Source organism: Amycolatopsis sp. FU40, assembly GCF_021903635.1.
Lineage (GTDB): Bacteria > Actinomycetota > Actinomycetes > Mycobacteriales > Pseudonocardiaceae > Amycolatopsis > Amycolatopsis dendrobii.
This window is the reverse complement of the sequence record NZ_CP091381.1, coordinates 3,880,945-3,900,186: the sequence shown is the minus strand read 5'-3', so window position 1 is coordinate 3,900,186 and position 19,242 is coordinate 3,880,945. Positions and strand designations below refer to the sequence as shown.

Sequence of the window (19,242 nt, the reverse complement as noted above, 5' to 3'; positions counted from 1 at the left end):
ACCGGAAGGACCCCGCCCATGACCGACTCCAGCCCGCTCGCCGGCCGGACCGCACTGGTCACCGGCGCGGCGAGCGGCATCGGCCGCGCGATCGCCGAGCACTTCGTCGCGGCCGGAGCGGCCGTCGTGCTGGCCGATGTCCAGCCGCAGGTCACCGAACGCGCGGCGGAACTCGGCGCGACCGGCGCCGTGCGGATGGACGCGTCCGACGAACAAGCGGTCGCGGACGGTGTCGCCGAGGCGACCCGCCTGCTCGGCCGGATCGACGTCCTGGTGACCTCGCACGGGCTGCTGACCGAGGCCCCCGCCGACACGATGCCGCTCGAGACCTGGCAGCAGACCATCGACATCGACCTGACCAGTGTCTTCCTGCTCAACCGCGCGGTGCTGGGCCCGATGCTCGAACGCGGCGACGGGCGGATCGTCAACGTCGCCTCGCAACTGGGCATCAAGGGCGGCGTCGGTCTCGCGCATTACGCCGCCGCGAAGGCCGGGGTGATCGCGATGACCAAGTCGATCGCCCTGGAAGCAGCGAGCCGGGGCGTCCTGGTCAACGCCATCGCCCCCGGCCCGGTGGAAACGCCGCTGCTGGCCGGGATCAGCGACGACTGGCGCTCGGCGAAAGCCGCCGAACTGCCCCTCGGCCGCTTCGGCACGGTCGGCGAAATCGCACCGACCGCCGTCCTGCTCGCCTCCGACCCCGGCGGCAACCTGTATGTCGGCCAGGTGCTCGGCCCGAACAGCGGAGACGTGATGCCCTGATGTGCGGCAGTTGCGGGACCACGAGAACGGACTGGCTCACCGGCGTGCTGTCGGGAAGCTACGCCCGCACGGTCGTCGCGGCCCGCCTGTCGACGCTGCGCCGGGGCGTCCGGGTCGCCACCGGACCGGCCGGCTGGTCACTGCGATCAGCCGGCCGTCCGGACCGCTTTTACCCGACGTTGCCCGACCTTCTGACCGCCTTGGGGCCAGTACCGGATCCGGCGACGCTGGCCGCCGGCTGGCCGGAGCACCGGCCGGTTCCGGTGGCCGATTCGCCTGAGCGGGAGTCGACTCGGGCGATCAACGAGTGGCTGGGACAGGCGCTGGCTCGCTCGGCGGCGCCGCCAACACCCGTCACAACTGGTCGAACGCCTCCACAACCCGCCGAGCCGCCGAATGCGCACTGGCCGGATTCGCCCCGGTCACGACCCGCCCGTCGGTAACCGAAAGGTCGTCGAACGGCTGCGCCGGAGCGACATACCCGGCCCCCGCCGCGGCCGCGCTGTCTTCGATCAGCGGGGCGTTGTCCGTCTTGATCCGGTCGATCAGCCCGAGGTCGATCTCGCCCTGGGTGGTGAAGCCGGTGATCCGTTTGCCGGCGACGATCGACTTGCCGGTTTCCTTGTCGCGCACGTACGGCAGGATCGCCGGGCCGTGGCAGACGGCGGAAACGATGCCGCCGTTGTCCCAAACGCCCTGGGCGACCGACTGCAGTGCGGTGGCGCCGGGGTAGTCGTAGATGGCCGCGTGCCCGGCCGCGGCGAAGAAGACCCCGTACTCGTTGGGGTCGACGTCGGCGGCCTTCTTCAGGTTCTGGTTCAGGCTGACGCTGAACGGCGCTTCGGGATTCTCGTAGACCGCTTTGTCCTCATCAGTGAGGAACTGGTCTTCGGTGGAGTGCGCGTCGAGCCCGAAGCTGCCGGTTTCGCTGACCAGGTCGACCTCGAACCCGGCATCGGCGAAGACCGAGTACGGATGCAGCGCCTCGGTGTAGAACAGGCCGGTCTCCGAACCGTCCTCGTAGAACTCGAAGTGCTTGGCGGGAATGGCGATGAGGGCCTTCCTCGGCAATGCCACGATGCCTTCCTTTCCCGGCCGTGTTCGCCAGGCCGGACGGTGGTTCCGACGCCCGCCTCGGTCACGGGCATCTGCCCGGTGGAACGAGGTGTGCCGAGCCGGGCATCCCGGCGGCGGAGAATGCTGTCTCCGGGAACTGTCCGCGTTGTGCCGGGGAACAACGGAAAGGTCAGCGGCGATGCCCGGAACTCAAGAGGGCGCGTCGACGATCCCGCTTCGCTGCGCCGCTTGAGTTCCGGGCATTGAGGATCAGCGGTCCTGGGGAACCGCTTCCAGCGCGACGGCCAGTTCGGCGATGTCGGCCGGGTTGGCGAAGGAATGCCCGGTGAGTTCGTGCACCCGCCGCAGGCGGTACCGGACGGTGTTGCGGTGGCAGTGCAGTTGCTTGCCGGTCTGCTCGGCGGAGCCGTCGTTGTCGAACCAGGCCCGGATCGTGGCCAGCAGGGTTTCGCGGTCCTCGGCGGGCAGTTCGAGGACCGGGCCGAGCACCGCCTGCGCGACGCGGACGCCTTCGGCGGGGGCGTGGGCGACGAGACCGGCGACCCGGCCCGCCCGGAAGGTGCTGACCTGGTTGCTGCCTTCCGGGGCGGACACCAGCGCGATCCTGGCCAGGCGCACTGCCCTCGGGGTTTCGCCGATCGCGCGGTAGGGCTGGCTCATCCCGACCCTCGCCTTGGCGATCTGCCGCAGCAACGCGACGAGCGGCTCCGGGGCGCCGTCCGGAAGCGCGACGATCCCGGTCTGCAGCGCGGGCGTGAGCCGCCACACCGAAACCATCCCGTGCTCCGCGAGCCGCTGCTCGATCCCCGGGAGCGGTTCGTCGGCGCGGCGGGTCTCCGCCATGACCACGACCAGGCCGGCGTCCGGCGGGAAGCCGAGCAGCGCGGTGATTTCCCAGTGCGTCGTCCCGGCGACCGGTTCGCCGGTGAACAACGCCTCCGCCAGCGCCGACCGGCGCCGCTCGCGCGCGAGGGTCAGTTCGGCCATCGTCGCCCGGTACGCCTCGGTCAGCTGGATGGCGTATTCGTCGGTGAGCAGCCACAAACCGCGTCCCGCGGCCAGCAGGGCACGCATCAACGCGGGCCGCCGGCAGTCCGCCGCCGCGGCGAGCGTGTCCCACAGCGCGGCGAACCCCAGCCGGTAGGCCCGCAGCACCTCGGGCAGCGGCGCACCTTGCCGCGCCCGCCGGGATCCGGTCTCGCGCGGCGCGGAGAAGTCGTTGCCGCCCTTCGGATCGCGCAGCGCGGCGATCATGAACCGCATGTTCGCCTCGACCGAACGGCGCAGATCCTCGGGCGGGACGAGCCCGTCCTCACGGTAGATGTCGATCTCGTCGCGCACGCGGGCGACGTGGGTGTCGACGAGCCGGGGGAGTTCGGCCTCGGCCCGCCTGACGAGTTCGCGGAGATCGCCGCTCATGTCCGGCCCCTTCCTGGCTCTTGTGCCCGCGGACAGTCCGGGTTGGCCCGCCCGGCAGTCTTGGTTGCTTCAGGTTCGCGGGCAGTGCGATTCTCGGGAGCGAAGCCCGCCGACTGTCCACAACGGACCGTGCTCACCCGCTTCCGCGCATCAGGTCGACCGCGAACCGCGCGTATTCAGCCGCGATCTGCTCAGGGGAGGTGGGCCCGTCCGCACGGAACCATTGGGGCAGCGAGGTGCACATGGTCGCCACGGCCCTGGCGGCGTCGCGCGGATGCCGCGTGGCGAACTCGCCGTCCCGGATCGCGGCGTCGACCTCGGCATCGAGCAGCCGCTGGATTTCGGTGCGGCTGGCCGCGATCCGCGACCGGTTCGGCTCCTCGAAGCTCCGCATCTCGCTGGCCCCGATGAAGGCGAGGTCGCGGCGCTGGGCGTGGAACAACGCGAGCGCCTCGACCATGTTCGCGAAGCGTTCGACCGAGGTGCCGCCGTCGGCGCGGGCCGCGGGGATCCGCCAGTGCAGTTCGGTCATCGCGACGTCGAGAATGGCGGCGAGCAGGTGCTGTTTGCTGGGGTAGTGGTGGTAGACCCCGGGGACGCTCATCCGGGCGTTCGCCGCCACCAGGCGCATGGTCGCGCCGTGGTAGCCGGTGATGACGAAGGTGGCGATCGCGGCCCGCAGCACCGGGTCGAGGTCGAGCGGTTCGAAGACGCGCCAGGGCCGGTCGGACGCGGGGGGCCGCTCCTCCGGCGCGGTGCGCGCGGCGAGCAGGTCGGACGCCGAGGTGCCCAGCGCGTCGGCGATCCGGCCCAGCCGTTCCACGGTCAGGCCGGTCTTCCCGTTCTCGATCGCGCTCAGCGTCCCGGCGCTGACCCCGATCCGGCTCGCCAGTTCGCGCAGCGACACCCGGGCCCGCGTCCTGGCCTGCCGGACGAGCGGTCCCGCCTCCGGTTCGGCCGCGAGATGTTCAGACATTCTGAACACACTAGCCGACGCGGCGGCCAATGTCTTCATCACTTCGGGGATCAGTATTGACAAAGCGTCCGGCCAACCTCACGATGACATCGCATTGAACGCGACCGAACGCTCGTACGGGTTTGTTCAGAAACCGATTGGCTCGACGTGGAGGATGATCGATGAGCGACGCACCTGCCCTGACGGACCTGCTGGCGAACGCGCCGTCGAACTGGGGGAAGTGGGGTTCCGCCGACGAGGTCGGCGCGCTGAACTACCTGACCGAGACCGAGGTGCTGCGCGGCGTCGCGGAAATCGGCGCGGGCAAGGTGTTCACCCTGCAGCGGCTGATCGGGGACCCGCGAGGCGAGCCGGTGTGGCCGGGCCGCCGTCCCGCCGAACGCGAGCAGGTCATCGACGAATCCGCCTGGGACGAGGGCGGCGACGGACCGGAATTCCCCGGCGGCCTGCACTACGCCGACGACAAGATCGAAGCGTTCCTGCAAGGCTCCACGCAGTACGACGCGCTGGGGCACGTCTGGTACGACGGCCGGATCTGGAACGGCTACGACGCGCGGAGCACCGTCGGCGGCCTGGAGAAGGCCAGCGTCGCCCCGATCGCCGAACGCGGCGTGGCCGGCCGCGGGGTGCTGCTGGACATCGCGCGGTTCCGCGGCAAGGACCACCTCGACGCGGGCGAGACGTTCACCCACGAGGACCTGGAGGCGTGCGCGGCGGCGCAGGGCACGGCGATCGAGGACCGGGACATCCTGCTCATCCGCACCAACCACCTGCGGCTGTTCTTCGACCAGGGCGACGCCTTCTACGACGGATTCTGCGAAGCTGGACTCGTGTATTCGCCGGAACTCGTCGAGTGGTTCCAGCGCCGGGAGATCCCGAACCTGGTCACCGACACCATCGCCAACGAGGTCACCACCGACCCGGACACCGGGGTCGCGCTGGTGCTGCACAACGCGTTGATGCGCAACCTCGGCGTGGTGTTCACCGAGATCTGCGACCTGGAGAAGCTCGCCGCCGACTGCGCCGAAGACGGCAAGTACACCTTCTTCTACGCCGCGGCCCCGCTGAAGATCCACCGGGCCAGCGGCTCGCCGGTCAACCCGATGGCGGTGAAATGAGCGCCTACGCCGCGAAACCCTGGCTCGCGCTCTACCGCGAGGGCACCCCCGCCGAGATCCGCCCGGAACACGACACCGCGCTGGCCCTGTTCGACGCGTCCGTTCGCCGCGCCCCGGACGCCGTGCTGATCCGCTACTTCGACGGCGCCCTGACCGTGCGCGAGGCGGACGAGGCCGCGAACGCGCTGGCAGCCGCGCTAGCCGACGACGGTTTCGCCCCGGGCGACCGGCTGGCCTTGTTCACCCAGAACAACCCGGCGTACGTCATCGGGCTGATCGCGGCGTGGAAGGCCGGCGGCACAGCGGTGTCGATCAACCCGATGAACCGGGCGCGCGAGCTGAACTACCTGCTCGCCGACTCTGGCGCGACCGCGCTGCTCGCCCTGGACGAGCTGTACGCCGAGGTCGCCCGCGACGTCATCGCCGACGGCGGCACCGCGGTGCGGACGGTGGTCACCACTTCGGCGCTGGACTGGCAGAACCGCGACGATCCGCGCCTGTTCGGCTCGGCGGAGCGGCGCGACGAGGGCGTCCGCGATCTCGCCGACCTGGTGGCGCGGCCCACCAGGCGAATGGCGGCGACGCCGAAGCCTTCCGATCCGGCGGTGCTGACCTACACGTCCGGCACCACCGGAATCCCCAAGGGCGCGATCAACACCCACCGCAACCTGGTCTTCAACGCGCAGACCTACCGGGACTGGATCGGTCTCGGCGAAACCGACACGATCCTCGGAATCGCCCCGCTGTTCCACATCACCGGGCTCGTCGGGCACGTGATGCTCGCCCTGCTGCTGCCCGCGCCGCTGGTGCTGTCGCACCGTTTTCAGCCGGCCGTGATGCTCGACGCGATCCGCGAGCATCAGCCGACCTTCACCATCGGCGCCATCACCGCGTTCACCGCGCTGGCGGGCGTTCCCGAGGCAAGCCGAGAAGATTTCGCCTCGCTGACCGCGGTCTACTCCGGCGGCGCCGCCATCGCGCCCGCGGTCGCGGAGTCGCTCGAGAACCAACTCGGCATCCAGGTGCACAACGCCTACGGCCTCACCGAAACGAGTTCGCCGTCGCACTGCGTCCCGCGCGGGGTGCGAGCGCCGGTCGACCCCGCTTCTGGTGCGCTTTCCGTCGGCGTTCCGGTGTTCAACACCGTCGTGCGGGTCCTCGACGAGGCCGGAGCGGAGGTGCCGGCCGGGCAGATCGGCGAACTGGCCACCTCCGGACCGCAAGTGGTGCCGGGCTACTGGAACAAGCCCGACGCGACCGCGGAATCGCTGCCCGGCGGGGAACTGCGCACCGGGGACGTCGGGTTCATGGACGAACACGGCTGGTTCTATGTGGTGGACCGCAAGAAGGACATGATCAACGCCGCCGGTTACAAGGTCTGGCCGCGCGAGGTCGAGGACGTGCTCTACACCCACCCCGCCGTCCGCGAGACGGCCGTCGTCGGAGTGCCGGACCCGTACCGCGGCGAGACGGTCAAGGCGTATGTCTCGCTCAACCCCGGCGCGTCGGCGTCCGCGCCGGACCTGGTCGCGTACGCGAAGGAACGGATGGCCGCGTACAAGTACCCCCGTATCGTCGAATTCCTCGACGAGATCCCGAAAAACGCCTCCGGGAAGATCCTGCGCCGCGAACTGCGGGACCGGTCGCCCGAAAACCCCGTCAGCGAAAGGAAACCCGGATGATCCGCGAACTCGCGCAGATCGACGTCCGCCCCGGCACGGAGGCGGATTTCGAGCAGGCGGTGGCGAAGGCCAAACCGCTTTTCGACCGAGCGGAAGGCTGTCACGGCGCGGTCCTGTGGCGCAGTGCCGAGAAACCGGCGCGCTACCGTCTCGTCGTCCGCTGGGAAACGGTGGAGCACCACACGGTGAAGTTCCGCGGCTCGCCGGATTTCCAGCGGTGGCGGGAACTGGTGGGGGAGTACTTCGCCGCTCCGCCCGAGGTCGAGCACGTCCACGAAGTCTGAGGCGAGGGGAACCCGCATGCGCGCGGTGAAAATCAAGGACGGCGAGTTCGAACTGGGCGAAGCCCCCGACCCGGCCGCGGACGGCGGCCTGGCCGTGGTCCGGATCCGCGCGGCCGGATTGAACGCGGCGGACCTGCAGCAGGCCCGAGGCGCCTACCCCGCCCCGCCGGGCTGGCCGGACGACATCCCCGGACTCGAAATCGCCGGGGTAATCGAACAACCGGCTGCCGGGTGGTCCGCCGGAGACCGCGTCATGGCCGTGGTGGGCGGCGGCGCCCACGCCGAACGCATCGCGGTTCCGGCGAGCCTGCTGCTGCCGATCCCGGACTCGGTCGACGACGTCCACGCCGCCGGTTTCCCCGAAGCGTTCAGCACCGCCTGGGACGGCCTGGTCGACCAAGCCGGCGTACGCCCCGGCGAGCGAGTCCTGATCACCGGTGCGGCCGGCGGAGTCGGCACCGCGATGCTCCAGGTCGCCGCACTCGCCGGGGCCGACGTCGTCGCGAGCGTGCGCCGCGCGGAGTCCCATGCCGCCGTCCAAGCTCTGGCTTCCGATGCGACAGTCGTGACCCCGGATCAGGAAGAGGCCCACGGCCCGTACGACATCGTCGTAGAACTGGTCGGCGGCAAGGACTGCCTGCGCCGCGTGCGGTGGCTCAACCCGTACGGCCGAATCCTGGTCATCGGGGTCGGTGCCGGGGAGGAGACGTCCCTGCGCCTGTTCGACCTGATGCGCGCCCGCGGCCGGGTGCTCGGGTCGACTATCCGGGCTCGCAGCACGGTCGAGAAGGCTCTGCTCGCGAACCGGGTGCGGGACGGACTTCTGCGCGCGCTCTCGGCGGGTCGGCTCACGGTGCCGGTGGACAGTGTTCATCCGCTGGAACAGGCGCGTGAGGCTTACGCGCGGCTGGGTTCACCGGGCAAGCTCGGCAAGGTCGTATTGCAGATGGAGTGACCGGCGGCGGGCGCCATCGAACGCCGGGTTGAGCGCCAGCGGGCTCAACCCGGCGCCGGAACTCACTCTCCTCGGGCGAAACTGATCACGACCGGAGGCGCGGCCGGGGTCGACCGGTCGACCGAAGCGGCGATCGCGCAGCCGGGCGCGATCGTGCAGTCCACGGTTCCGGTGGGAGCGCCGGTCGCGGGGTCGGCACCGGCGAACGTGCGGCGGGCGGGCAGCGACGCGGAGATGGCGCCATTGCCGTCCGCGACGACCACTTGCAGGTCGCCGCTGGCGAGGTCGCAGGAATGGGCGGCGGCGTTGTCGGCGCACTCCGCCACGAATACGGTGGCCCCGGCCGAGAATCCCGTGCCGGTGACGGCGAGGCTCTGCCCGTCGGTGATGTCAGTGGTGGGGCTGACGACGAGTTGTGCGTCCGCGGCCAGCGCGGGTGCGGCGCCGACGACGCCCGTCGCGACGACGAACCCGGTCATCGCCGCGAGCCGGGTCCCGGACTTGACGAATGAATTCACCATTGCTGTCCCCTCGACGATCATGCACAGAAAAACTTCAGGAATCGTGCACAAGAGGGACCGCCCGGGCCGGGGCGCTCGAAGACGGAATCGGCCGATCCAATCGACGGCTCCCTCTTCGGGCATCAAGTAAACACGACCGCCTTCCTCCCAGATACGTCCGATCGAGTGACGATACGGGCATAGCCAGCGTATTCAATGCTCGGCGCCGGATTGGTGCGGATCGGTTTCGGGAAGCTTCGCGCGCAAGGCGAAGTAGGCGATGGCAGCGCCAACGGCTACCAGGACAGCGGCTACTATCAACGCTTTGTGGTAACCGCTGAGGAATGCGTCGCGAAAGGGGGCTCCCCGGTGCGATTCCGTCGTTTGCTGCGCGGTCAGCACGGCACCGATGACGGCCACGCCCAGCAATCCGCCGATCTGGCGGACGGTGCTGAAGACCGCGGTGGCCACTCCCGCCTGGCGGCCGGGCATGGCGGCGAGCACGGTCGCGGTCAGGGACGTGGTGAATCCTCCGCCGAGCCCGATCACCAGCAACGGCGGCATCACTTCGGCGAAGGTCGCGTTCGCGTCGAGCAGCGCGGCGCCCGCGATGCCCGCGGCGATCAGCGCCATCGCGCCCGACACCGAGCGGTGCGCACCGACCCGGGCGGCCGCCGGGCCGCTCAGCACCGAGCCCGCGATCATGAGCACTGCCATGGGCACGAAGGCGAGTCCGGCCTCGGTGGGCGAGAACAGCAGCACGTCCTGCAAATAGAGGGACGTGAAAAAGAAGATTCCGAACAGCCCGAAGGCCCAGATGAACATCGTGGCGACACCGCCGCCGAAAACGCGGTCCCACAGCAGGCTGATGGTCAGCATCGGATGCGCGACCTTGGTCTCGGCCACGGCGAAAACCGCGGCCAGCAGTCCGGCCGCGACGAATCCGCCGAGGATGACGGGGGAATCCCAGCCGAATTCGTGCCCCTCGATGAGGGAAAACGTCAAGGCGAACAACGCGCCGCCGGAAGAGAGAGTCCCGGCGATGTCCATGGACTGTTTTTCCCCGGCGGGCTTCGGCAGGCGGATCGCCCACGCTCCGAGAACGAGCGTCGCGAGGCCGACGGGAACGTTGACGAAGAATATCCAGCCCCACGCGAGATGCTGGCTGATCACCCCGCCGAGCAGGGGGCCGACCGCGAGGGCCAGCGCCCCGACGGCGTTCCACACGCCGACGGCGTTGGCCCGGCGGCGCTCGTCCGGGTACACCGCCGAGATGATCGCCAGGGTGGTCGGCGTGACCGCGGCGGCTCCCAGGCCCTGGCAGGCTCTGCCTGCCACGAGCATGGCCGGGCTGGTCGCCATGCCCGCCACGAGCGAGGACAGCGTGAACAGGCCGAGTCCGGACAGGAACAGCGGCCGCCAGCCGCGGATGTCGCCCAGCCGTCCGCCGAACAGCAGGAATGTTCCGAAGACCAGAATGTACGCGCTGACCACCCATTCCAGACCGGATACGGTAAACCGGAGGTCTTCCTGGATGGAGGGCAGCGCCACGTTGACGATGTTGTTGTCGAGGTAGGCCATGAACGTCACGAGCGACACCGCGACCAATGCGCACCGCCGGCGCGCCGGGGTCATTCGGCAATCGCGCCGGGAGTCACCGGGTGCGCGCCGTCGATAACGCATCGTCGTCTTTCGGGGAATCCGCGGCGAAGGGTCTGACGAGTGCCCTCGGCATCGCCCGGGCGCCGATGGCCGCCAGTTTGTAGAGGGTGCCCGGTATCACCAGCGGCTTGTTCTTGGACAATCCGCGAAGCGAATCCCGGACGACCTTTTCCCGGGACGTCCAGGCTATCTTCGGCAAGGTGATTCCGGCGGTCAGGTCGGTCGGCACGTATCCGGGGCACACCGCGGTGACCGCGATCCGGGAATTCCCGGCCTTCAATTCGAGCCGGATGCTTTCGCTGAGCGAGCAAAGATACGATTTGGTCGCACCGTAGGTCGCGCTGTTGCGGAACGCGGGGAGCTGGCCCGCCATCGAGGCGACGTTGAGTATTCCGCCCCGGCCGCGCTTGGTCATCGACGCGAGCGCGGCGTGGCACAGCCGGGTCGGCGCGAGCGCGTTGACCAGCACGGTCCGCTGCTCGCTGTCGACCGGGCAGTCCGCGAACGGCTCGGTCTCGCCGACGCCCGCGTTGTTCACCAGGAGGTCGACCGGGCTGCTCTCGTCGGAGAGCCGGTTTTCCACCGCCTCGAGCTGGCGGGGGTCGGCCAGGTCGGCGACCAGGACCTCGGCCTCCACCCGGTGGCGTTCCCGAAGGCGCTCGGCCGCCGCTTCGAGCAACGCGCGGCGGCGAGCCACTAATACGAGGGAACATCCACGTGACGCGAGCTCCTCCGCGAAACTCTCGCCGATTCCCGCGGAGGCCCCGGTGATCAGCGCGCGATGATATTCGCCCATCGGGTGAAGGTAACATGAGCGTCGTCCTCGGCAGGCGAAGATTGGTTTGCCGGGCGTTATGTCGCCATTGTCTTAACCGGGTTCCGGCAGCTCGGTGTCCACAGTGTACATTTCACCCGCTGGTGCCCGGGATTGCGCGGATGAACGGCGGATGGCCGGGAGATCCGCCCGAGCGGGTGCTTCGTCGCCATTCGGGCGAATGCTTTCCGGCTGTTCGTACCAGGAAATTCCGCGAAGCTGGACCGTTCGAGTGAACTGCGATAAATTCGGGTTGTCGGGCAGATGAACGGGACTTAGCGTGACCTGGCGGTCCGCCCGGTTGTCGCCGGATCGCGGATCGGGTCAACTCAATGGGGGCTGCCGTGCGCGAGTGCATTCGTGAGACAGCTGGCACCACTATTACCGAATTCGTTGCGGCGTACCGTCCGGATTAGCGGTTTCCGCAACGGCATCAGTTCAGGTGCCTTGTCCGGGGCCGACGCCGCGGTGCGGCGGGCCGGTCCGCGGGTGCGCCCGCTTTCGCCGCCGTGTCAGGATTGCCTTGGGGGAGGAAGCGGCCATGGGCCGGGATTCGAGGATGACCGAGGCGCGCCCTGGCTCGCCCGCGACGCTGGCGGCTGTGCTGCGAGAGCGGGTCGAGCGGGGGCCGGACGAACTCGCCTGCCGCTTCGTCACCGATGCGGACGACGGCGGAGCCTGGACCTACCGCGGGCTCGACCGGTATGCCCGCGCCCTCGCGGTCCGCTTGCGGCGGGAGGGCTTGAACGGCAAGCCCGTCTTGCTGGCGCACCCGCCGGGGCTGGACTACGTCGGAGGTTTCCTCGGCTGCCAATACGCGGGGGCCGTCGCGGTGCCGGCTTATCCGGCGGACACCGCCCGGTCCGGCCACGCGCTGCGGCGGCTGGCCGCCATGGCCGCCGACTGCGCGGCGACGCACGCGTTGACCACGGCGGATGTGCTCCCGCGCAAGGGGAACCGGGACGCCGGGACCGGCGCGGCAGGCCCCGGTGCGCTGCGCTGGCTGGTCGCCGAGGAAACGGACGCCGCCCTCGCCGAGCACTGGGACGATCCGGGCACCGGCCGGGATTCGCTCGCTTTCCTGCAGTACACGTCGGGCTCGACCTCGGCGCCGAAGGGCGTGATGGTCAGCAACGAAAACGTGCTGCACAACCTGGAATCGATCCATCGCAGGCTCGGGCACGACGAGAATTCGGCGATCGTCTCCTGGCTCCCGCTCTACCACGATCTCGGCCTCATCGGGTGCTTCCTGACCGCTCTGTACGGCGGGGTGCCGCTGCATTTCCTGTCTCCCCTGGCGTTCGCCCGGCGGCCGATGCTCTGGCTGGAAACGCTGTCCGCGACCGGAGCCACCACTTCGGGCGGGCCCAACTTCGGCTACGAACACTGCTTGCGCAAGATCACCGAGCAGCAGCGGGACACCCTCGACCTTTCCCGGTGGCGGATCGCCGTCAACGGCGCGGAACCGATCAGATCCGGGACCCTGGACCGGTTCGCCGAGTTTTTCGCGCCGTGCGGGTTCGACCGGCGCGCGTTCTCTCCGTGTTACGGCCTCGCCGAGGCGACCTTGATGGTGACCGCGACCGCTTCGGCGGCCAAGCCGGTCCAGCGCACCTTCGACGCGGTCACGGTGGCGGAGGGAAATCCCGCGCCGCCGACAAGCCGGACCAGCCGCACTGTCCGGCTCGTCGGATGCGGTCCCGCCGCGGACGGGGTCGCGGTCGCCGTCGTCGACCCGGAAACCGGAAGGCGGCTCCCCTCGGGGCGGGTCGGCGAGATCTGGGTCGCCGGGCCGAGCGTGGCGAGAGGCTACTGGGGCAAGGACGAGGAGAGCGAACGGACCTTCCGGGCCGCTGTCGCGGACGAGCCGGGGGTTTCCTTCCTGCGCACCGGGGATCTCGGCTTCCAGCATCGCGGCGAGCTGTTCGTCGTCGGCCGGGCCAAGGACGTCATGGTCGTGCAGGGGACCAATCACTACCCGCAGGACATCGAGCTGACCGTCGAGAACGCGGCCGGCGCGCCGAGAGCGAACAGCGTGACGGCGTTCTCCGCCGAAATCGACGGCAGCGAGCAGCTGGTCGTGGCCCTCGAAGCAGCGGTCAGGCCGGGTGAGGACACGGACAGCTTGCTCGCGAAGGTCCGCTCGGGCATCGGGGCCGAGCACGCGGTTTCCCCGCACGCCGTCGTCGTGCTCCGGCCGGGAGCCCTGCCGAAGACGACAAGCGGCAAACTGCGAAGACAGGCTTGCAGCCGGGCTTTCCGCACTTTCGGCCTGGCTGTCGCGGCGGCGAGCGTCACGCGGGCTTCCGCTCCGAAGGCCGACGCGGCGCCGCCGTCCGCGGCCGCCGTGCTCCGGGCGCTCGCGGACATCTCCGGCCGGACCGACGTCGAGGGGCGCGGTTTCGCCGAACTGGGCCTCGAGTACCCCCGGCTCGTCGAGCTGGTCAGGAAGATCGAGGCACGATGGGGCATCGCCGTGCCGATCGGGCCGCTTCTGGTCGATCCCCGCGCCGACACCCTGGTGGCGTTGTGCCGCCGGCAGCCGCGGCGCGGCAGCCCGACCCCGGCAGAACTCCAGCACTGGCTGCGAGCGCGGCTCGGCGACCAGCTCGGCCTCCCGCCGTCCGCGATCGACCCCGCGCTGCCGCTGGCCGAGATCGGGGCCGGCTCGCAGCACCTGGTCGCACTCGTCGACGAGTTGGGCTCGTGGCTCGGCCGCGAGGTGACCCCCGCAACGGTGTTCGACTATCCGACGATCCGGGAGCTGTCCCAGCGGTTCGGCCGTCCGGCTCCGGCGCCGCCGCTCTCGCCCGCGGCGGATCCGCGCGCCGGCGAGCCGATCGCGATCGTGGGGATCGGCTGCAGGCTGCCGGGTGCGGTTGACGCCCGGTCTTACTGGAAGCTGCTGCTGGACGGCCGGGACGCGGTCACCGAAGTGCCCGCGGGGCGGTGGGACGCGGACGCGTTCCCGGCGCCCGGATTCGGCGGGTTCATCGACGGCGCGGACCAGTTCGACGCCCAGTTCTTCGGCATTTCCGCCCGTGAAGCGCAGCAGATGGACCCCCAGCAGCGCCTGCTGCTCGAGATCGCGTGGCAGTGCGTCGAGGACGCGGGGATCGCTCCCACCAGCCTGGCCGGCAGCGACGCGGGCGTGTTCGTCGGCATCAGCAGCAACGACTACGCGACGCTGCGTTCGGCCGGGCACGACGAGCCGGATCTGTACACCGCGACGGGAAACGCGCACGCGATCGCGGCCAACCGGCTGTCCTATCTGCTCGACCTGCGCGGCCCCAGCCTCGCCCTCGACACCGCCTGCTCCTCGTCGCTGGTCGCGGTGCATCTGGCCTGCCGAAGCCTGCGCGAGCGCGAATGCGGCCTCGCGCTCGCCGGCGGAGTCAACCTCATGCTGTCCCCGCTGCCGTCGGTGGCCTTCGCACAGGGACGGATGCTTGCCGCGCAAGGCCGTTGCCGGGTGTTCGACGACGCCGCCGACGGCTACGTCCGCGGCGAGGGCGCCGGGCTCGTGTGCTTGAAACTGCTGTCGGACGCGACCGCGGCGGGCGACCGCGTCTACGCGACGATCAGCGGATCCGCCGTCGCGCACGGCGGACGCGCCAACGGGCTCACCGCACCGAGCGGAATCGCGCAACGGCAGGTGATCCAGCGCGCGCTCGAGAAGGCGGGGCTCTGTGCCGAGGAGATCGACTACGTCGAAGCGCACGGCACCGCGACGAAACTCGGGGATCTGGTCGAGTGGGAGACGCTGGCCGCCGTCTACGGAACCGGCCGCGCCGACGACAAGCCGTGCCTGGTCGGCTCGGTCAAAGCCAACATCGGCCACCTGGAGGCCGCCGCGGGCGTGGCAGGCCTGATCAAGGCAGCACTCGTCGTGCATCACGGCGAGGTGCCGCCGCAACTGCATCTCGAAACCCCCAGCACCCGGCTGGCCTGGGCCGACTCGGGACTGACAGTGTCCACCCGGCGCACCGAACTGCTCAAACGCGGTGCCGCCCGCGCCGCCGTCAGCTCGTTCGGATTCGGCGGCGCGAACGCGCACGTCGTCCTCGAGCAAGCCCCGCGGGGAGAACCCGCCGGCACGGCGCCGGAACGAGCCGCGCACGTGCTCTGCCTGTCCGGGCACACGCCCACCGCGTTGCGCACGCTGGCCGGCGACTACCGCAGGCACCTCGCCGCGAACCCGGAGGCCGGACTGGACGACCTGTGCCGCGCCGCCAACACCGGACGCGCGCTGTTGCGGTATCGCGGTGCTGCGGTCGGCGCCGGCGCGAAACAACTCGACGCCGCGCTGGCCGCCCTCGCCGCGGACACCCCGTCCGCTGCCGTGGCGCGGGACGTCGACCGGGGCGAGCGCCGGCGAGTCGCGTTCGTGTTCAGCGGGCAGGGATCGCACTACGCCGGAATGGGGCGCGAACTTTACGAGGGGCATCCGTCGTTCCGGGACACCATCGACCAAGCGGGCCTGGTGCTGCGGCCGTTGCTCGACCGTCCGCTTCCGGAGCTGCTTCTTGCCGGGCAAAGCGAGGACTGGCTGACGCGAACGCGCTACTGCCAGCCCGCTCTTGTCGCCTTGGAGGTCGCCCTCGCCCGGCTGTGGATCTCGCTCGGAGTTCGGCCGGCGGCAGTGCTGGGCCACAGTGTCGGGGCCTACAGCGCCGCCTGTATTTCCGGCGCGGTCCAGTTCGACGACGTACTCGCCCTCGTCGCCTTGCGCGCGCGGTACATGGAGGAGCACAGCGCGGGCGGCGAGATGATCGCCTGCGTCGGCGACGCGGAGGTCGTCCGGGCGGTCGCCCTCCGGCAGCCGGGGATCGCGGTCGCCGCGGTGAACGCGCCCGATCACCTGGTGCTGGCCGGACCGCCCGCACCGATCGCCTCCGCCCGGCGCGAGCTCGAGGCGAGCGCGGTCGACGTCCGGTCCTTGCGGGTCTCGCACGCGTTCCACTCGCCGATGATGGCCGGAGCCGCGCCGCCTCTGCGCGATGCCGCCAAGGAGGTGGATTTCGCCGCGCCGGCGACGCCCTGGATCAGCGACCTGACCGGCGAACCGGTCGGCGGCGTCGACGAGAACTACTGGGCGGACCATGTGCTCAGCCCGGTGTTGTTCGCGGACGGGTTCGCCGCGCTGCGGCGACTCGGGTGCGACGCCTTCGCCGAAATCGGCCCGAACCAGACACTGCTCACGCTGGGCCGGGCAATGACCGCAGACCCGGCCGAAGCACTCTGGCTGCCGTCGCTGCGGCCGGGACGCGAGTGGGAGACACTGCTGCGTTCGCTGGGGCGGCTGCACTGTTCCGACGGCAGCGTGGACTGGGCGGCGCTCGACCGGCACCGGACCCGCGTGCCCGTCGACGTCCCGCATTCCGTGCGCGAACCGCGCTCCTGCTGGTTCACCGCGGCGGCGACGGGCAGCGCAGAGGGGGAGACCCGGGAGGCCCCGGCCGGACGCGATCCGGCGACCGCGATTCCGGTCCTGACCCGGCGAAGACTTCTGCACCACCTGGCGAGGGTGTCCGGGTTCGCCCCGGACCAGATCCCCTCGCACGCCCGGCTGGGCGCGGATCTCGGGTTCGACTCGCTGATGGTGACCGAACTGCGGCGCCACTTCGGCCCGCTGCCCGAGCGGCAGGCCGAGCGGGTGCGGCAAGCACTCGCGGAGGATCCGACCGTGGCGCAGCTGACGGAGCTCCTGGAAGCGGGCGAGGGCGAGCCGGAGGCCCTCGAGCCCGCCGAGGTCCGGGAAAGGACCGGATTCGAGCAGTGGCCGGAGTACCTCGCCTTGCGGCAACGCCGGCGCCAGGTCGAACGCGGCGGCGCGAATCCCTACGACCGGGTTCACGACGGCGGCAATTCCGGGCACGCGACGATCGACGGCAAGCGGACGGTCAACTTCTCGGCGTTCAACTATCTGGCACTGTCCCACCACCGTCGAGTCCGCGAAGCGGCCAAAGCCGCCGTCGACCGCTACGGAACCTCGGCGTCGGCCACCCCGCTGCTGTGCGGCCAAACGCCGCTGCACAAGGAACTCGCGGCGGAAATCGCCGGGTTCCTCGGCACCGAGGACGCGATGGTCTTCGCGGGCGGCCACTCGGCCAACGTGGCCACCGTCGGGCATCTGTTCGGCCCGCCGGACCTCGTCCTGCACGACCGCTGGATCCACGACAGCATCGTGCGCGGCTGCGTCTTGTCAGGAGCACAGCGCCAGCCGTTCCCGCACAACGACTGGGCTTCCCTCGACGAGCGGCTCCGCGCGGCGCGCGACCGGCACCGCCGGACCTTGATCGTGCTCGAAGGCGCCTACAGCCAGGACGGCGACATCCCCGACCTGCCGCGGTTCGTCGAGGTCGCCAAGCGGCACGGCGCGATGCTCATGGTCGACGAAGCGCACTCGATCGGCGTTCTCGGCGCCACGGGCGCGGGCATCGGCGAGCACTTCGGCGTCGACCGCGCCGACGTCGACCTCTGGATGGGAACGCTGAGCAAAGCTCTCGGCAGCCTCGGCGGGTACCTCGCGGGCCGCGCGCCGGTGATCGAATACCTCGAATACACCGCGCCGCTCTACATTTTCAGCACCGGGATCTCGCCCGCCAACGCCGGTGCGGCGCTGGAGGCGATCCGGGTCGTCAAAGAAGAACCCGAGCGGGTCGCCAGGGTGCGGGAACTCGCGGACCTGTTCAGGACCGCGGCGAGGGCGCGGGGGCTGGACATCGGGGTGTCCCGCGCATCGGCGGTGATCCCGGTCGTCATCGGCGAATGGGAGCCTGCGATCGCGGTCTCGAACGCGCTGCTCGCCATGGGCGTGAACGCCATGCCCATCGGCTATCCGGCGGTCGAGCGCGACCAGTGCCGGCTGCGGTTCTTCGTCAACGCCGACCATGCCGAGGACGACATCGAATACTCGCTCGACCGGCTGGTCGAGGCCATGCGCGCGGCGGGAGTCCGGCCGTGACCGGGGAGACCGTGCTGGTGGCCGGCGCGAGCGGCTTCATCGGCGGCCGCCTGGTCCGCCGGCTGGCCGAGCGAGGACATCGCGTTCGCGCCCTGGTCCGGGAGCGCAGCGATCGCCGGGGCCTGGCGGGCTTGCCCGTCGAGTTCCACGTCGGCGCACTGTCCGATCCGGACGCGCTGAACGAGGCGGCGGACGGCGCCGGATGCGTTTACAACTGCGCCGGGAAGTCCGCGGACTGGGGTGCGTGGAGCGAGTTCCGCGAAGTCAACGTCGAAGGCGCGGCGAATCTCGTCCGGGCCGCCGCCCGTGCCGGCACGGTGCGCCGTTTCGTGCACGTCAGCACCACCGATGTCTACGGCTATCCGACGCGGCCCTGCTCCGAGAACGTCCCGCCGCGAGACGTGGGGCTGCCCTACAACCGCAGCAAGCTGCTCGGCGAACGAGAAGTCCGCCGGGCGGCCGCTGAAGGCGGCGTGCCGCTGACGATCGTGCGACCGGTCTCGGTGTACGGACCGGGCAGCAAGGACTTCGTCGTCGAGGTCGCCAATCTGCTGCTGCGAGGGCAAATGATGTATGTCCGCGGCGGCAGAGCACCGGCCGGCCTGGTGTACGTGGACAACGTGGCCGACGCCATGATCGCCGCCGCGGCAGCCGAATCCGCGGTCGGCGGGGTGTACAACCTGCGGGACAACGAGGAGACCACCTGGCGCGAGTACCTCCGGGCGCTCGCCCGCGGACTGGGCGTCGGCGAGCCCAAGCTGAACCTGCCGGCACCGATCGCGACCGGGCTCGCGCTGGCCTTCGAAGCTGTCTACGGCGCGCTGCGCTTGCGCGGACGCCCGATGCTGACCCGGCACGCGGTGCATCTGTTCGAACGGAACCAGTTGTTCCCCATCGACCGGGCGAGACACGACTTCGCCTTCGACGGCGACGTGGGATTCGAGGACGGCATGCGGCGCACGATCGACTGGCTAGGGTCGGAGGAGGGGCGGCGACACGTCAAGCGATAGCGAGCACCCCGGGTCG

At 70.5% G+C, this 19,242-nt stretch carries 13 protein-coding genes; 7 read left to right on the top strand and 6 right to left on the bottom strand.

What is annotated here, in order from left to right; all coding sequences use genetic code 11:
• Positions 1 to 18 precede the first annotated feature (18 nt).
• Positions 19 to 762, top strand: coding sequence for an SDR family NAD(P)-dependent oxidoreductase (locus tag L3Q65_RS18725; protein WP_182893103.1), 744 nt, complete (start codon positions 19 to 21; stop codon positions 760 to 762).
• Positions 763 to 1,116: 354 nt separating this feature from the next.
• Here the strand turns inward: L3Q65_RS18725 and L3Q65_RS18720 are convergent, their stop codons facing one another.
• The 3 genes from L3Q65_RS18720 to L3Q65_RS18710 form a co-directional block, all read right to left on the bottom strand.
• Positions 1,117 to 1,839: a DJ-1/PfpI family protein gene (locus tag L3Q65_RS18720; protein ID WP_237600414.1), complete on the bottom strand. Its 723-nt coding sequence runs from the start codon at positions 1,837 to 1,839 to the stop codon at positions 1,117 to 1,119.
• 249 nt (positions 1,840 to 2,088) lie between these two features.
• The gene (locus L3Q65_RS18715; protein WP_182893102.1) at positions 2,089 to 3,258 is read right to left on the bottom strand and encodes a CdaR family transcriptional regulator; all 1,170 of its coding nucleotides are present in this window, start codon (positions 3,256 to 3,258) and stop codon (positions 2,089 to 2,091) included.
• A 133-nt stretch (positions 3,259 to 3,391) separates the two neighbouring features.
• Positions 3,392 to 4,234, bottom strand: a complete 843-nt coding sequence (locus L3Q65_RS18710) for a TetR family transcriptional regulator (protein WP_182893101.1) — start codon at positions 4,232 to 4,234, stop codon at positions 3,392 to 3,394.
• Between the two features lie 161 nt (positions 4,235 to 4,395).
• Between L3Q65_RS18710 and L3Q65_RS18705 the strand changes: the two genes are divergently transcribed.
• Genes L3Q65_RS18705 through L3Q65_RS18690 form a run of 4 tightly spaced genes read left to right on the top strand, consistent with a single transcriptional unit; the run spans position 4,396 to position 8,273 of the window.
• On the top strand, positions 4,396 to 5,352 hold the full coding sequence (locus tag L3Q65_RS18705) for a cyclase family protein (RefSeq protein ID WP_182893100.1): 957 nt from the start codon (positions 4,396 to 4,398) through the stop codon (positions 5,350 to 5,352).
• Positions 5,349 to 7,034 (top strand): AMP-binding protein, encoded by a 1,686-nt coding sequence (locus L3Q65_RS18700; RefSeq protein ID WP_182893099.1) that lies wholly within the window; start codon positions 5,349 to 5,351, stop codon positions 7,032 to 7,034. The genes L3Q65_RS18705 and L3Q65_RS18700 overlap by 4 nt, the downstream gene beginning before the upstream one ends.
• Complete coding sequence (locus tag L3Q65_RS18695) at positions 7,031 to 7,318, top strand: antibiotic biosynthesis monooxygenase (protein WP_182893098.1); 288 nt, start codon at positions 7,031 to 7,033, stop codon at positions 7,316 to 7,318. Before L3Q65_RS18700 ends, L3Q65_RS18695 begins: the two co-directional genes overlap by 4 nt.
• Positions 7,319 to 7,334: 16 nt before the next feature.
• Positions 7,335 to 8,273, top strand: a complete 939-nt coding sequence (locus tag L3Q65_RS18690) for a zinc-binding dehydrogenase (protein ID WP_237600413.1) — start codon at positions 7,335 to 7,337, stop codon at positions 8,271 to 8,273.
• 62 nt (positions 8,274 to 8,335) lie between these two features.
• Here L3Q65_RS18690 and L3Q65_RS18685 read toward each other — a convergent pair whose 3' ends face one another.
• The 3 genes from L3Q65_RS18685 to L3Q65_RS18675 all read right to left on the bottom strand — a co-directional run bounded on the left by L3Q65_RS18685 (position 8,336) and on the right by L3Q65_RS18675 (position 11,231).
• Positions 8,336 to 8,794, bottom strand: coding sequence for an enediyne antibiotic chromoprotein (locus L3Q65_RS18685; RefSeq protein WP_182893096.1), 459 nt, complete (start codon positions 8,792 to 8,794; stop codon positions 8,336 to 8,338).
• A gap of 192 nt (positions 8,795 to 8,986) precedes the next feature.
• The gene (locus L3Q65_RS18680) at positions 8,987 to 10,408 is read right to left on the bottom strand and encodes an MFS transporter (RefSeq protein WP_182893095.1); all 1,422 of its coding nucleotides are present in this window, start codon (positions 10,406 to 10,408) and stop codon (positions 8,987 to 8,989) included.
• A 19-nt stretch (positions 10,409 to 10,427) separates the two neighbouring features.
• Positions 10,428 to 11,231, bottom strand: coding sequence for an SDR family oxidoreductase (locus L3Q65_RS18675; RefSeq protein WP_182893094.1), 804 nt, complete (start codon positions 11,229 to 11,231; stop codon positions 10,428 to 10,430).
• Positions 11,232 to 11,808: 577 nt separating this feature from the next.
• On the opposite strand from L3Q65_RS18675, the gene L3Q65_RS18670 reads away from it, so the two are divergent.
• Positions 11,809 to 18,216, top strand: a complete 6,408-nt coding sequence (locus tag L3Q65_RS18670; RefSeq protein ID WP_237600412.1) for a type I polyketide synthase — start codon at positions 11,809 to 11,811, stop codon at positions 18,214 to 18,216.
• The gene (locus tag L3Q65_RS18665; RefSeq protein ID WP_237600411.1) at positions 18,213 to 19,226 is read left to right on the top strand and encodes an NAD(P)-dependent oxidoreductase; all 1,014 of its coding nucleotides are present in this window, start codon (positions 18,213 to 18,215) and stop codon (positions 19,224 to 19,226) included. Before L3Q65_RS18670 ends, L3Q65_RS18665 begins: the two co-directional genes overlap by 4 nt.
• Positions 19,227 to 19,242 lie beyond the last annotated feature (16 nt).

Coding starts and splice junctions, on each gene's coding strand:
- L3Q65_RS18725 (WP_182893103.1), top strand. CDS start 19: ATGACCGACTCCAGCCCGCTCGCCGGCCGGACCGCACTGGTCACCGGC.
- L3Q65_RS18715 (WP_182893102.1), bottom strand. CDS start 3,258: ATGAGCGGCGATCTCCGCGAACTCGTCAGGCGGGCCGAGGCCGAACTC.
- L3Q65_RS18710 (WP_182893101.1), bottom strand. CDS start 4,234: ATGTCTGAACATCTCGCGGCCGAACCGGAGGCGGGACCGCTCGTCCGG.
- L3Q65_RS18705 (WP_182893100.1), top strand. CDS start 4,396: ATGAGCGACGCACCTGCCCTGACGGACCTGCTGGCGAACGCGCCGTCG.
- L3Q65_RS18700 (WP_182893099.1), top strand. CDS start 5,349: ATGAGCGCCTACGCCGCGAAACCCTGGCTCGCGCTCTACCGCGAGGGC.
- L3Q65_RS18695 (WP_182893098.1), top strand. CDS start 7,031: ATGATCCGCGAACTCGCGCAGATCGACGTCCGCCCCGGCACGGAGGCG.
- L3Q65_RS18690 (WP_237600413.1), top strand. CDS start 7,335: ATGCGCGCGGTGAAAATCAAGGACGGCGAGTTCGAACTGGGCGAAGCC.
- L3Q65_RS18685 (WP_182893096.1), bottom strand. CDS start 8,794: ATGGTGAATTCATTCGTCAAGTCCGGGACCCGGCTCGCGGCGATGACC.
- L3Q65_RS18680 (WP_182893095.1), bottom strand. CDS start 10,408: ATGACCCCGGCGCGCCGGCGGTGCGCATTGGTCGCGGTGTCGCTCGTG.
- L3Q65_RS18675 (WP_182893094.1), bottom strand. CDS start 11,231: ATGGGCGAATATCATCGCGCGCTGATCACCGGGGCCTCCGCGGGAATC.
- L3Q65_RS18670 (WP_237600412.1), top strand. CDS start 11,809: ATGACCGAGGCGCGCCCTGGCTCGCCCGCGACGCTGGCGGCTGTGCTG.